Raw genomic sequence first — 13,162 nt, forward strand, 5'->3', positions numbered from 1 at the left:
GCCTGTCGTCAAACCCCCTTCGTCGCCCGCAGGGCGGCTTGGCGGCGTCAGGTGCGTGCTCTCGGCGTGCCGGGCGCGGGCCCTCGTACTGGGCGTACTCGGGCCTGTGCCCGGTGCGGCGAGAGCGCGTGCATGGCGTCGCCGAGCAGAAGGGGGTTTGACGACAGGCCCCAGGGCGCACGGAGCAGCACCTCGCGCAGTGCCGGTGCGTACGACCTATCGCCGCGCTCGGCCCGAACCTGCTGGATGATCGTACGATTACCCTCCGTGCATAGCCGCCCCTAAGGTCGAAGCCACCCGCTGGACGATCACCCGTGGGCCGACGGCGGGGAGGCGGGCGCCCCGAGTCGGCCCGGCTGGGGGCTCGAAAGCGTATGAGTGCCGTGGGGAAGTGCCGTTCGGCCGTCGAGCTGACGGGTGGCCAGGTGCTCGCCTGGTCGTTCCTCGGGCGGCTGCCGGCCGCGATGTGCGCGATCGGCACGCTGCTGATGGTCAGCCAGCAGACCGGCAGCGTCTGGCGCGGCTCGGCCGTCGCCGGCGCCCTGGCCCTGGGTCAGGCCACCGGCGGGCCAGTGGTCGGCCGGACCGCCGACCGGCACGGTCAGCGCCGGGTCGGCCTGGTCGCCGCCGGGGTCAACGCGCTGGCCATCCTCGCCCTGGTGGCCGCCGTGCGGGAGCACGCCGCGTTCGGCTGGCAGTTGGCGCTCGCCGCGCTGGTCGGGCTCTCGGTGCCGCTGGTCGGCCCGCTCTCGCGCAGCCGCTGGCTCTGGCTGGCGGACGGACAGGAGGAGCAGACGGCGGCGGCCCTCTGGCTGGACGGCCTGCTCGACGAGATCAGCTTCACCAGCGGTCCGGCGGTGGTCGGCGTGCTGGCCACCCTGATCGACCCGGCCGCCGGGCTGCTGCTGGCGGCCGCCCTGGTCGGGGTCTGCGGCACGCTCTTCGCCCGGCACCCGACGGCGGCGCCGGGCACCGGGGGCGGCGGCCCATCGCGGACCTCGGCCCGCCTGCTGAGCGTGCCGTACGGGCTGCTGCTGGCCGGGATCGCGCTGCTCGGCGTGGTCTTCGGCTCGATCCAGGTCGGGGTCACCGCGACCACCGGGCACCTGGGCCATGCCGGGGCGGCCGGGCTGGTCTACGGACTGATGGGCGCGGTGAGCGCCTGTTCGGGCATCGCGATGGCGGCGCTGCCGGCCCGCTTCGACCTGCCCGCCAGGCTGCGGGCCGGCACCGTCCTGCTGCTGGCCGCCGCGCTGGTGCTGCCGCTGCTCGGGCACACGCTGGGCGGGCTCGCGGTGGCGGTGGGCTGCGTGGGACTGGCCGTGGCGCCGCAGATGATCACGATGTTCGGCCTGGTCGAGCGGACGGTGCCCACCGAGCGGCTGGGCGAGGCGATGGCCGGCCTGGTCAGCAGCATCACCCTGGCCCAGTCGGCGGGCACCGTGGCGGCGGGCTGGGCCGCGGCCCGCAGTGGCCCGGGCGCACCGTTCTGGGTCACCTGCGCGGCGGCGGGCGCTGCCCTGCTGCTGGCGGCCGGCACCGCGACCAGCCGCCGCTACCAGCGGCCCGAACCCGCCGATCAGGCCGTCCTCTCGACGGTCTGAGGCTCCGCCGGCTCCCAGCTCCCAGCTCCCAGTCACGCTCGGCGGGCCGGCGCTGCGTGGTGTGCCGGCCGACCTGCGCCTGCCTCCTGCTTTCTGCTTTCTGCTTTCTGCCTTCTGCCTTCTGCCTTCCGCCTTCCGCCTTCCGCCTTCCGCCTTCCGCCTTCCGCCTTCCGCCTTCCGCCTTCCGCCTTCCGCCTTCCGCTTCCTACCCCTGCCTCCTACCGCCCCGCCGAGCGCCCAGCCGGTGGCCGGCGCGCGTCGCGGCGCGCCGAGCGTGCGAGAGTGGTAGCCGAGCGAAGGGAGCGGAACGGCGTGCTCATGGAGAAGGTGGCCGAGATCCTCGCCGAGGCTTCGGCGCAGGCCGTTGAGCCGCGGTTCCGGGCGCTGGCGGCCGGCGAGGTGATCGAGAAGGCCCCCGGGGACATGGTGACCATCGCCGACCGCGAGGCCGAGCTGATCATCACCCGGCGGCTGCGCGAGGTGCTGCCCCTTCCGGTGGTGGGCGAGGAGGCGGTGGCCGCCGATCCCAAACTCGCCCGGGCACTGCACAACGAGCCCGCCTGCTGGCTGGTCGACCCGGTCGACGGGACCGCCAACTTCGTCGCCGGGCGCCCCGACTTCGCCGTGATGGCCTCGCTGGTCCGGGACGGCGAGGCGGTCGCGGCCTGGATCTGGCAGCCGATGACCCGCACCGCCTACAGCGCCGAACTGGGCGCGGGCGCCTGGCGCGACGGCCACCGGCTGACCCGCCCGCCGGCCGGCCCGGACCCGGCCCGCTGGCGTGGCGCGGCCAAGCCCTACCTGCGCCGCGGCCGGTTCCCCGGCCTGAGCGCCGACCCGTCCGCCTTCGGGCAGTTGACGGAGGGTCGGCGATCGGTCGGCATCGAGTACCCGCTGATCGCCGACAGCGAGCTGGACTTCCTGGTCTACTGGCGCACGCTGCCCTGGGACCACGCCCCCGGCTCGCTGCTGGTCCGCGAGAGCGGCGGCGTCTCGGCCCGCCTGGACGGCTCCCCCTACCGCCCCGACCCGCCCGGCGGCGAGGACGGTCTGCTGGTCGCCTGCGACCCGCAGACCTGGGAGCGGACCCGCGCGATCCTGCTCGGGCTGCCCGGTTAGACCTGTTCGCAGGGCCCATCCGCTGCGATCATGCTCCCCCGCCCGCGGCAGCCGTTCGCCGCTCCCCCGTCGCCGGTCACCAGAGCACCGGGAGCCGCTCCGGCAGGCGCTTGATGAAGCCGGGTCGCCAGGCCAGCTGCTCCACCGGCAGCGCCAGCCGCAGGCCGGGCAGCCGCTGCACCAGCGCGGTCAGCGCGATCTCCGCGTGCGTGCGGCCGAGGGCGGAGGCGGGGCAGAAGTGTCGGCCGCCACCGAAGGCCAGGTGCGGGTTGCTCACCCGGTCGAAATCGATCTTCTCCGGCTCGGGGAAGACCTCCGGATCGTAGTTGGCACCCTCGATCAGCACCAGCACCAGCTCGCCGGCCCTGATCTCCACCTCGCCGAGCTTGACGTCGGCGAGCGCGATGCGGGGCAGCGCGTCGCCGATCGAGAGGTTGTAGCGCAGCAGCTCGTCCACCGCGCGCCCGATCACGGCCGGTTCGGCGCGCAGCCGGTCGGCCAGCTCGGGCTGTTGGGCCAGCGCGATGATCGCGTGCTGCAGGAAGGCCGAGGTGCTCACCGCGCCCGCGCCGAAGAGCGAGAGGGCCACGGTGGCCAGCAGCTCGTCGCTCACCTGCTCCGAGACCTCCGGCGAGCGCCGCAGCTCGACGAACCGGCCGAGCAGACCCCGTGTGGGTGCCGGGTCGGCGTTCAGCCGGTCCAGCAGGTAGCCGAGGTCCTTGTACCAGTTGGGAGTCGAGCCCTCGAAGGGCTGCGGGCTGGTGATGAAGGCGACGTCGATGCCGGACATCAACCGCCGCCAGTCGTCGGTGGGGATGCCGATCAGCCGGCAGTGCAACGCGGCGGAGTACGGCTCGGCGAAGGCGTCCCGCAGGTCGGCGGGCGCGCCCTCGGCGATCACCCGGTCGAGCAACCGGTGCGCCTGTGCCTCCAGCCAGCTGCCCAACTCCCGGTCGGCGCGCGGCGAGAGGGTCTTCATCACGGCGTCGCGCAGCCCGGCGCTGTTGATGTTGCCCATGTTGTTGACCACCTCCGGCGGGATGGTCAGCGCGTACTGGCGCGGCACGCCGGGGTTGGCGGTGTCCTTGAGGCTGAACCGGTCGTCCTCCAGCACCTGCTTGGCCAGCTGGTAGTTGCTCACCAACCAGGCCTCGTCACCGGTCATGGTCCGGACCCGGGCCACCGGCTGCTCCGCGCGCAGCCGCTCGGCCTCGGCGGGGAGCACGTCACCGCGGCGGGAGAGGGGGAAGGGCGGCAGCTCGGTGCGGGGCGTCGTACTGGTGGTCATGAACGTAGTTCTCCTTGGTTCGATGCGAGTTGGCGCGGGTCAGGTCAGCGGGAGGAACGTGGGCTCAGGCCGCGACGGCCTCCTCCACGGCCTCTCCGGCGGATTCCTCGGTGGCTTCTCCGGTGGCTTCCCCGGAGGCTTCCGCCGCCGCGGTCGGGCGGACCACCGCGTAGCCCTGCTCGGGCACCGCCCGCAGCCCCTCGGTGCGCCCGAACAGCACCGGAGTGAGCGGGAGTTCGACGTGGTAGCAGGAGATCGAACTGGCCTTGCCGAGCAGCGCCGGGGTGTCCAGGAAGAACGGCAGCTCGGCGCAGATGTACCGCAGGCCCGCGGCCAACTGCCGCTCGTCGGCGGCCACTCCGGCCGGCAGCCGGGAGCTCAGGAAGGCCCGCGCCATGCCCTCGGCGGCGGCTCGGAAGACCGGGTCGTCCCGCAGCGCGACCGCGACCTCGGCGTGCAGGCGCCGGTAGGCGGGGTCGGGGAGGAAATCGGAGAGGGCATGCATGGCGACACCGGTCAACCCGGCCTCCTCGACGCCGCGCTGGATCCGCCGGGCCGTGGTCTTGACCTCCTTGGTGGCCCGGCGCCGGGCGTGCTCCGGGGTGTAGCCGAAGGCCTCGAACTGCGTGTCGACGTACAGGTCGGCGTGGACGATGTCGATCGAGTCGAAGAACTCGCGCCCCCAGCTGACGAGTTCGCTGATCCGATGGGTACTGAAGTAGCTGTTTCCGGGACTCACGCCGATCAGCAGGTGGTCACCGCGCTCCCAAACCTGCCGGCAGCGGTCGGAGAAGGGCAGGGCCTGGTACGGGCTGGGCTTGGTGCTCATGAGCGCGTCGCTCATTACGCGGCCTCCGCGTCGCATGGCTGGGTGCACCAAATCATTGGTGTACGCAGCGAATCAGGGATTTAGACAAGGAACAAGCGGCACAAGGGGGCGCGCCAGGGGAATACGCCCGGCCGACGGGAGCCCGACCAGGCGTGGCGGCAGCCCAATGGGGCGCGCGAACTGACGCGCACTCGGCCGGCCGCGCGCAGCAACGCGCACGGGCGCGCAGCCGTGTGCGGCTATTGACGTGCGTTCATCGGAATGTGACGCTGAATTCACGCCCGGCGGAACTCGGCAACCACTCGGCAGGCCGCGCGGTGCGGTCCCCTCCGGACGAGAGGTCGTGGCTCAGCCGGCGCGGCGGGCCGCGCCTAATCTCGGCAGCACCTGGACCGGGGGCGCGCCGTCGGGGATGGACACCACGGACGCCGGGGCCGTGGCCGGCCGCGCCCGATCGCTACGACATGCCGCAGCCACCGCGAACTCGCGGTTGCGCATGACGAGTCCCCCTCGCGCCGCTAGTCCCTGGGAGCCGTGTGCTCCCGGTGTGGCGGCGACTACTAGACGTTATCTCCGCCGCTCGGGAGATCCGCAAGCATTGGCCGCCGGTTGGCGGGAATGTGCGCGAGGCACGGCCGAAAATCGTCGTTTCGGGGCCGCTCCGCGCTGCGCTCCCAGCTTTTTCCGGGCGTTTCGACAGCGCACTGGAATGTTTCCCGGAAATCCTCACACAGAGTCACCACAATGTGGCTTCCTCCAATTTCGGGGCGCTTTTCTAGGTCCGCGCTGTATCCCCCGAGGCTGTCCGGCCGCCGCCCGACCACTCCGTCCGACCGGCCTCCTCGACCACCAGGTCCAGCAGCCGGACCAATTCGGCTTCGGTGGTATGCGGATTGAGCATGGTGAGCTTGAGGCGGACCAGACCCTCCGTCACTCCTGGTACAGGAGAGGGAAGTTCGGTGCGTCCGAGGACGGCTCGCCCGCTCGCCAGCAACCGGCGGCGCAGCTCGGCGTTGAAGGCGTCGACGGCCGCCGGATCCGCGCGCCCGGCCGGGTCGGCGGGCAGCGCGCGGAAGAGCACGGTGGTCAGCAGCGGGTCGCAGTACAGCTCCAGCTCGGTGCGGGTCCGGATCAGCTCGGCCGCCGCCTGGGCCAACTCGTGGCAGCGGTCGACCAGTCGCCCGAGGCCGGCCCGGCCCAGGGTGCGCAGGGTGACCGCGATCGAGAAGGCGTCGGCCCGGCGGGTGGTGCGCAACGAGCGGCCGAGCAGGCTCGGATAGCCGGCCGCCTCGTCGTCGGCCGGGTTGAGATAGGCGGCGCGACGGGCCAGCGAGGCGTAGCTCTCGGCGCGGCGGACCAGGAAGATCCCGGCCGCCACCGGCTGCCAGCCCAGCTTGTGCCAGTCCAGCGAGAGCGAGTCGGCCCGGTGCAGGCCCTCCAGCAGCGGGGCCAGCTTGTCGGAGAGCAGCGCGCCGCCGCCGTACGCGGCGTCCACGTGCAGCCAGGCGCCGTGCTCGGCGGCCAGGTCGGCGCAGCGGTGCAGCGGGTCGATCGCCCCGGTGTCGGTGGTGCCGGCGGTGGCGACCACGGCGAGCGGCAGCCAGCCGGCCCGCCGTGCGGCGGTGAGCGCTGCGGCGAGCGCCGCCGGGTCCATCCGCTGGTCGCGGTCGACCTCGATCGGGACCACCGCGCGCTCGCCGAGACCGAGCACGGCGGCGGCGCGCTGGATCGAGAAGTGGGCGGCCCGGGAGGCGAAGATCCGCGGCTGGAGCGCGGGGTCGACGCCGTCCAGCTCCACCTGTCCGGGCAGCAGCTGGTCGCGGGCCAGCAGCAGGCCGAGCAGGTTGGACTCGGTGCCGCCCGAGGTGAGCACGCCGGCTGCCAGCTCCGGCCGGTAGCCGACCAGCGCGGCCAGTTCGGCCAGCAGTTCGGTCTCCAGCACGGTCGCGGCCGGGGCCTGGTCCCATGAGTCCAGCGAGGGATTGAGCACGCTGACCGCGAGGTCGGCGGCGACCGCGACGGCCAGCGGCGGGCAGTGCAGGTGCGCGGCGCAGGCCGGGTCGGCGGGGTCGGCGGCCCCGTGCGCCAGCAGTTCGGTGAGCGCGATCAGCGCGGCGGCGTCGGTCGGTGCCGTGGCGGCAGGCGTCATCGTGACCTCGGTGCCGCCCGGCGCGCCGAAGGCCTGGACCACCTGCGCGGCCAACTCGCCCGGCTCGCCGGCCGCCAGCGGGCCGCCCCGGCGAGCCGCGCCGACGGTCAGCGCGTCCAGCACGGCGGTGAGCAGCGGCCGCAGCGCCGCCGGGCCGGCCACCCCGCCCGCCAGCGGTGGCAGCTCGCCCTCTTGATGCTCCGTCAGCTGACGGTCGGTCACGCCGCACCCGCGGTGGCCGCCGCGATCGCCTCGGCCAGCCGCTCCAGCACCGCGTCCGCCTGCTCGTCCGTGATGGTCAGCGGCGGCAGCAGCCGCAGCACCGCGTCGTGCCGCCCGCCCAGCTCGACGATCAGCCCGCGCGCCAGGCAGGCCGCCCGGACCCGCACCGCGAGCGCGGGGTCGGCCGGGTGGGCGCCGCAGGAGTCCGTCTCGCCCGCCGGGTCGACCAGTTCGACGCCGAGCATCAGGCCGCGTCCGCGCACGTCCCCGATCACCGGCAGCCGCTCCTGGAGCGCCGTCAGCCCGGCCAGCAGCCGCCGCCCGACCAGCGCCGCCCGCTCCGCCAGGCCGTGCGCGGCCACGTACCGCAGGGTCGCCGCGCCGGCCGCCATCGCCAGCGTGTTGCCGCGGAAGGTGCCGGTGTGCGCGCCGGGGCGCCAACTGTCGTACTCCTCCCGGTAGACCACCACCGCGAGCGGCAGGCTGCCGCCGATCGCCTTGGAGAGCACCATCGCGTCCGGCACGATCCCGCTGTGCTCGACGGCCCACATCGCGCCGGTCCGCCCGACCCCGGTCTGCACCTCGTCCAGGATCAGCGGGATGCCGCGCTCGGCGGTGATCCGGCGCATCTCGCGCAGCCAGCCGTCGGGCGCCGGCACCGCGCCGCCCTCGCCCTGCACCGCCTCCACGATCATCGCGGCGGGTCGCACCACGCCGCCCGACGGGTCGTCGAGCAGCCGTTCGGTGTAGACGGCGGCCAGCCGCTCGGCCGCCGCGCCACCCATCCCGAACGGGCAGCGGTAGGCGTACGGGTACGGCAGCCGGGTGACCTCGCCGCCGCTGGGCAGCGGCTCCTTGACCGCGACGTTGCCGGTCACCGCGAGGGCGCCGGCGGTCATGCCGTGGTAGCCGCCGGTGAAGGCGAGCGCGCCGCGCCGCCCGGTGGCGGTCTGCATCAGCTTGAGCGCGGCCTCCACCGCGTCGGTGCCGGCCGGTCCGCAGAAGTGCACCCGGGCCCGCTCGGCGAAGGCCGCGGGCAGGCTCTCCAGCAGCGCGGTGGTGAAGTCGTCCTTCTCGGCGGTGGCCAGATCGAGCAGGTGCAGCGGTGCCCCGCTGTCCAGGGTGCGGCGGATGGCCGCCAGCACCACCGGGTGGTTGTGGCCCAGCGCCAGGGTGCCGGCACCGGAGAGGCAGTCGAGGTAGCGGCGACCGTCCGCACCCTCGACCGTCATGCCGCTGGCGCGCACCGGCACGATCGGGAAGGAGCGCGCGTAGGTGCGGGCGGCGGACTCGCGGACGCGCTGACGGCGCAGGATCGCGTCGCCGGCGAGCGGGGCGGGTTCGGCGGTGATGGTCACGAGGGAGCTCCCACAAGGCTGGCCAAAGTTAGGTTAGCCTTACCTTAGTTCAGGGCCCGTCGGTTCCCTGCCGTGCTGTCAACGACACGCCCGCCCACAGGTCACGGGTACGCTGCGCGCATGGACGACCATCAGGCCGAACTCGCCCGCACCCGCGACTTCTTCGCCGTGCGCGCCGCCGACTGGGAGGAGCGCTTCCCGGACGACGGGCCGCGCTACGCACAGGCCGTCGTGGCACTCGCGCCCGCGCCGGGCTCGGTGGTGCTGGACGCGGGGTGCGGCACCGGGCGGGCGCTGCCCGCGCTGCGCGAGGCGGTGGGCGAGCGCGGGACGGTGCTGGGCATCGACCTGACGCCCGAGATGCTCCAGCAGGCGGCCCGGCTCGGCCGGGACGCGGTGGCCACACTGCTGGTCGGTGACTGCGGCCGGCTGCCGCTGGGCGACCGGGTGGTGGACACCGTCTTCGCGGCCGGACTGATCACCCACCTGCCCGAGCCCGCCGCCAACCTGGCCGAACTGGCCCGGATCACCCGCCCCGGCGGGCGGCTCGCGCTCTTCCACCCGGTCGGGCGCGCCGCGCTGGCCGCCCGGCACGGGCGAGCGCTCACACCGGACGACCTGCGGGCCGAGCCCAATCTGCGCCCGCTGCTCGCCGGGTCGGGCTGGCGACTGACCGACTATCTGGACCAGGACGACCGCTTCCTGGCCCTCGCCGGCCGCGTCGACTGACGGGGCACCAGCCGCCCGGCGCTGGCGCTTGGTCAGCCGAGCAGCTCCAGCAGCGGGCCGAGTCCGGCCGGACGCTGGTCGACCGGCAGGTGGTCGACCAGGTGCAACGGGCAGCCGAGCGCGGCCGCACCCGCATCGGCCCGGCGGTCATCGCCGACCATCAGCACCTCGCCCGGCGCCAGTCCGAGCCGGTCACAGGCCGCCTGGAAGATCGACGGGTCCGGCTTCTGCGCACCGAACTCGAAGGAGAGCAGGTAGGCGTCGACCAACTCGTCCAGCCCGTGCGCCCGGAAGACCGGGCGCAGGTCCCAGCCGATGTTGCTCACCACCGCGACCGGCAGCCCGCGCCGCCGCAGCTCGCGCAGCGTCGGCTCGGCGTCGGGGTACGGGCGCCAGGCGTCGGGGGTCATATGACGGTCGTACAGCGCGTCGGCCAGCTCCGCCATCGGCGAGCCGGCCGCCCGGACCAGCCCGGCGTACGCCGCCCGGTGCCGCGCTTCGCTCAGGTCCCGCTTCTCCCACGCCTCGGCCAGCTCCGCGGGTATCACCTCCGGCACCGGACCGCCCGGCAGCGCGCCGTAGGTCGCCAACCGGCGTGCGCCCTCGGCCAGTTCCTCGGCGCTCAGGGCCAGACCCTGCGCCGCGGAGACGCTCGCCCACCAGCGCTCGGCCGACTCGATCCGGAAGAGCGTGCCGGAAAAGTCGAACATGACTCCATTGATCATGCGACGATCCTGCCACCCGCGGCTTTGACGTACCGTCAGGCAAGGGGTGTACGAAGGCTCAATTCATCGGCTGTCCACCCCTGGGAGCGACCCCGTGAGTATCCGTGACGACGTGATCGACACCACCATCCGGATGTGCTGGTACACCGACCTGCGCGACTGGGAGCGGCTCGCCGAGGTGCTGGCCGACAAGGTGACGCTGGACTACTCCCGCTTCGGCGCCGGCGCCCCGGCCGAGGTCCCCCGCACCGACCTGATCGCCTCCTGGCGCTCGCTGCTCGGGGGCCTGCGGGCCACCCAGCACATGCTGACCAACCACCTGGTCACCGTCGACGGCGAGCAGGCCCGCTGCACCGCGCACTTCCAGGCCACCCACATCGCCGATCACGACCTCGGCGAGAACAGCTACACGCTCGGCGGCCGCTACGAGTTCGGCCTGCGCCGGGGCGGGGAGCGGTGGCTGATCGAGTCCGTCGTGATGACCCCGCTCTGGTCGACCGGCAACCAGGCGGTCCTCTCCGCCGCACGAGCCGACGCGCAGGCCGACGCACAGGCCGACGCGCAGGCCGACCGGGACCAGCCCGCTCAGTCGTAGTCGCTTCCGCTGACCGCCCAGGCCAGGCCGGTCGCGGGATCCTCCAGCGCGAGGTGCAGGTGCCAGACCTCGTCGGCGCTCTCGCACCAGGTGAAGCAGCGCATCCGGGCCACCAGTGCCGTCACCCCGGCGACCGAGCGGCGCCCCGCCGGCTCGGCCATCGCGGCGAGCACCCGCCAGACCGCCAGCCGGCCCCGCGCCGTGCCGCCCGAGCGGCCGTAGGCACTGGCGCCCGAACCGGCCCGGACCAGCGCGGGATAGGCGGCGGCGAACGGCAGATAGCCCGCGACGGTCTCGCCGTGCGGCGCACCGGATCCGGCGAACAGGGCGGCTGCCTGCGGGGCGGTGCCGCGCAGGCAGCGCGCGTCGAGCCAGTCGCACAGGCCGCGCAGCGCGGCGGTGGCCGGCTGTTCGGGGTCCGGTAGCGCCGCTCCCGGCCTGGGCAGCCGGATCGGGCCGAGGCCCTCGCGGCTTTCGGGCAGCGGGAAGTGCGCGGTGGCCGCGCCGTCGGCCCGGTAGGCGGTGACCCGGTCGGCGCGTTCCCAGCCGGCCTGTTCCCAGGGCAGCAGCCGGAGCGGCACCGTGGCGTCCCGGCCCAGTGTCGGAGTCGGTGCCGGTGCCGGTGTCGGTGCCGGTGTCCGGCCATCCGTCAGGTCCTCACCGAGCAGCACTCTGGTGTGCGCCATCAGGGTGCGCACCGGCTCGGGGAGCGGTAACCCGGACAGCACCGCCCAGGGCTGCCGGACCGCCAGCACCTCCCAGAACGGCCCGACCCAGCCGTCCCGCTCGCCGGCCGCCGTGCCGGGCCCGGCGGCCGGGTCGAAGAGCGCGGCGGCGATCGACACCGGGGCGCCGAGGGCGATTTCGTGGCCGAGCGCGGCGGTCCGCCGGGCCGCCGCCGGTTCGCCGGCCCGCGCGGCGACCCGCGCCCGGGTGCGCCGGTAGCCGTCGAGCAGCCGGGCCCAGTGGCGGTCGGCCTCGGGTTCGCCGACTTTCGGGTCCTGGTACGTGATCACACTTGTCAGCGTACGGTCCAACCGACGCCGTCCCCTGACACCGCGTCAGCGCCGGTGCGTCGCCGCCGGTCCGCCGCTACCCCGGTGCGTCGCCGCCGGTCCGCCGCTACTCGAACTCGGTGCCGCCCTTGCGGGTCAGGTACGCGCCGCTGACCGCCTTGGCGATCGCCCGGCCGCCGAGCACCGGGCTGTGCCGCTCGACGACGGGCCGGATCACCACGCCCTCGCGCAGGTGCAGCGCCCGGCCGGAGACCGTCTCCCGCCCATCGGCCTGGGCCAGCACCACGGCCGGGTCGAACGGTCCGCGCCACAGCTCCGGGACCAGCGGCAGCAGCCCGGCCAGCAGTTCGGCGGCGGACAGCCAGCGCAGCTGACCGTCGATCAGCGCCGAGACGTCGAAGACCGCGTAGCCCGGCAGCTCGGTACGTCCCGAGCTGCCGTACGTCAGGTCCTGCACGCCCGCGCCGAACACCTCGCCGAAGATCCCGATCCGCTCCGCCCCCAACTGCTCGGCCAGCCTCGCGGCCACCGCCGGCACGCCGTGCGCGCGCACCGCCCGCCAGTAGAGGTTGCGGTCGTCGGCCTTCAGCGCCAGGTACTGCGCGCCGATGCCCTTGGAGGAGACCTGCACCTCGCCGCCGGCGGCGTGATAGGTGAGCAGGCAGCAGCTGCCGTGCAGCTTCTCGGTCAGCACCACCGGCTCGCCCGGCTCGAAGATGTCGGGGAACCGCTGCAGGTTCTCGATGTCGACCCAGGGCAGCAGGTCGGGGGCCGCCTCGACGTCACCGTTCATCGCGGTCGGGATCGGCGGCCGCCACTTGGTGATGCCCAGCTGCTCCGCGAAGTCGCGGCCCTCGGCGGCGGCCGCGGCCAGGTCGGTGCCGGCCAGCGCGCTCGGCCGGCAGACGATGCCCTGGGAGAGCTCGCCGCGCAGCCGGACCGCCCTGACCCGGTCGGCATTCGGCCCGGCCAGCTTGCCGGTCAGGCCCAACTCCTCGACCAGTGCGGCGGGCAGCACGGCCTGCTCCGGGATGTAGAGCGCGTGGTCGCCGGTGCGGTAGGCGCCCTTGGCCACCACCGCGCGGTAGAGGCCGACCTGGGCCAGCTCCAGCGCGTCGGCGTTCGGATGGTCGAGCACGGTCAGCCGCTCGGCGGTGACCCGCAGCGTGGACATCGGATGTCCTCCCCCTCGAATCGTTCTCGGCGGCCTACTCTGCTGCCCGGACGAGCACTCCGGCCAGCGGTTTTCGGCCGGAGTGCTCGTCCAGCCGTCCACCGCCCGAAGCCACGGCGTCCGAACGTTCGCACAGGCGGCCCGAGCGTTCGGGGGCGGACACGCTGTGCAAAGGCACAGAGGATTTCAGGCTTGCATCTACGGCACTATGATCGCCACAACGCCCGCAGATACGAGCACACCGAGCCCAGGCGCCACTGTGGCCACCGCCAACCCGGCAGTCACAGCAGACGCACTGGGCCCACGCGCACGTCCCGGCGGCGCCAGGGTCGCCCCCTTCCGTCGCATGGCGCG

Annotated in this window: 11 protein-coding genes; 4 read left to right on the top strand and 7 right to left on the bottom strand. The window is 74.2% G+C overall.

Annotated elements, in window-relative coordinates; all coding sequences use genetic code 11:
* The first annotated feature begins 374 nt into the window (after positions 1-374).
* Together P3T41_RS21495 and P3T41_RS21500 are read left to right on the top strand one after the other, a co-directional pair.
* Positions 375-1,604, top strand: a complete 1,230-nt coding sequence (locus P3T41_RS21495; protein ID WP_280691609.1) for an MFS transporter — start codon at positions 375-377, stop codon at positions 1,602-1,604.
* Positions 1,605-1,922: 318 nt separating this feature from the next.
* Positions 1,923-2,723 (top strand): inositol monophosphatase family protein, encoded by an 801-nt coding sequence (locus tag P3T41_RS21500; protein WP_280691650.1) that lies wholly within the window; start codon positions 1,923-1,925, stop codon positions 2,721-2,723.
* A gap of 76 nt (positions 2,724-2,799) precedes the next feature.
* Here P3T41_RS21500 and P3T41_RS21505 read toward each other — a convergent pair whose 3' ends face one another.
* From P3T41_RS21505 to P3T41_RS21520, 4 genes are all read right to left on the bottom strand, one after another.
* A complete protein-coding gene (locus P3T41_RS21505; RefSeq protein WP_280691610.1) occupies positions 2,800-4,011 on the bottom strand; it encodes a cytochrome P450 in 1,212 nt (403 codons plus the stop codon).
* Between the two features lie 64 nt (positions 4,012-4,075).
* Positions 4,076-4,840 carry a tRNA-dependent cyclodipeptide synthase gene (locus tag P3T41_RS21510; protein ID WP_280691611.1) on the bottom strand — a complete coding sequence of 255 codons (765 nt, stop codon included), beginning with the start codon at positions 4,838-4,840 and terminating at the stop codon, positions 4,076-4,078.
* Between the two features lie 775 nt (positions 4,841-5,615).
* Positions 5,616-7,211 (bottom strand): pyridoxal-dependent decarboxylase, encoded by a 1,596-nt coding sequence (locus P3T41_RS21515; protein WP_280691612.1) that lies wholly within the window; start codon positions 7,209-7,211, stop codon positions 5,616-5,618.
* Positions 7,208-8,569 (bottom strand): diaminobutyrate--2-oxoglutarate transaminase family protein, encoded by a 1,362-nt coding sequence (locus P3T41_RS21520; RefSeq protein ID WP_280691613.1) that lies wholly within the window; start codon positions 8,567-8,569, stop codon positions 7,208-7,210. Before P3T41_RS21520 ends, P3T41_RS21515 begins: the two co-directional genes overlap by 4 nt.
* A gap of 120 nt (positions 8,570-8,689) precedes the next feature.
* Here P3T41_RS21520 and P3T41_RS21525 point away from each other — a divergent pair, with 120 nt between their 5' ends.
* On the top strand, positions 8,690-9,298 hold the full coding sequence (locus P3T41_RS21525) for a class I SAM-dependent methyltransferase (RefSeq protein WP_280691614.1): 609 nt from the start codon (positions 8,690-8,692) through the stop codon (positions 9,296-9,298).
* Between the two features lie 32 nt (positions 9,299-9,330).
* On the opposite strand, the gene P3T41_RS21530 is transcribed toward P3T41_RS21525, so the two are convergent.
* Positions 9,331-10,008 carry an HAD-IA family hydrolase gene (locus tag P3T41_RS21530; RefSeq protein WP_280691615.1) on the bottom strand — a complete coding sequence of 226 codons (678 nt, stop codon included), beginning with the start codon at positions 10,006-10,008 and terminating at the stop codon, positions 9,331-9,333.
* Positions 10,009-10,117: 109 nt separating this feature from the next.
* Between P3T41_RS21530 and P3T41_RS21535 the strand changes: the two genes are divergently transcribed.
* Positions 10,118-10,618, top strand: coding sequence for a nuclear transport factor 2 family protein (locus tag P3T41_RS21535; RefSeq protein WP_280691616.1), 501 nt, complete (start codon positions 10,118-10,120; stop codon positions 10,616-10,618).
* On the opposite strand, the gene P3T41_RS21540 is transcribed toward P3T41_RS21535, so the two are convergent.
* Both P3T41_RS21540 and P3T41_RS21545 read right to left on the bottom strand, forming a co-directional pair.
* Positions 10,609-11,634, bottom strand: a complete 1,026-nt coding sequence (locus P3T41_RS21540; protein ID WP_280691617.1) for a hypothetical protein — start codon at positions 11,632-11,634, stop codon at positions 10,609-10,611. The two genes, P3T41_RS21535 and P3T41_RS21540, sit on opposite strands and share 10 nt — an antisense overlap.
* A 106-nt stretch (positions 11,635-11,740) precedes the next feature.
* Entirely contained in the window at positions 11,741-12,808 is a 1,068-nt protein-coding gene (locus tag P3T41_RS21545) for an RNA ligase (ATP) (protein ID WP_280691618.1), read from the bottom strand.
* Positions 12,809-13,162: the final 354 nt, after the last annotated feature.

It is taken from the genome of Kitasatospora sp. GAS204B (assembly GCF_029892155.1).
In the GTDB taxonomy this organism is placed as follows: domain Bacteria; phylum Actinomycetota; class Actinomycetes; order Streptomycetales; family Streptomycetaceae; genus Kitasatospora.

Bases quoted from the DNA above. Each gene is read 5' to 3' on its own strand.
- P3T41_RS21495 (WP_280691609.1), top strand. From the start codon at position 375: ATGAGTGCCGTGGGGAAGTGCCGTTCGGCCGTCGAGCTGACGGGTGGC.
- P3T41_RS21500 (WP_280691650.1), top strand. From the start codon at position 1,923: ATGGAGAAGGTGGCCGAGATCCTCGCCGAGGCTTCGGCGCAGGCCGTT.
- P3T41_RS21505 (WP_280691610.1), bottom strand. From the start codon at position 4,011: ATGACCACCAGTACGACGCCCCGCACCGAGCTGCCGCCCTTCCCCCTC.
- P3T41_RS21510 (WP_280691611.1), bottom strand. From the start codon at position 4,840: ATGAGCACCAAGCCCAGCCCGTACCAGGCCCTGCCCTTCTCCGACCGC.
- P3T41_RS21525 (WP_280691614.1), top strand. From the start codon at position 8,690: ATGGACGACCATCAGGCCGAACTCGCCCGCACCCGCGACTTCTTCGCC.
- P3T41_RS21530 (WP_280691615.1), bottom strand. From the start codon at position 10,008: ATGTTCGACTTTTCCGGCACGCTCTTCCGGATCGAGTCGGCCGAGCGC.
- P3T41_RS21545 (WP_280691618.1), bottom strand. From the start codon at position 12,808: ATGTCCACGCTGCGGGTCACCGCCGAGCGGCTGACCGTGCTCGACCAT.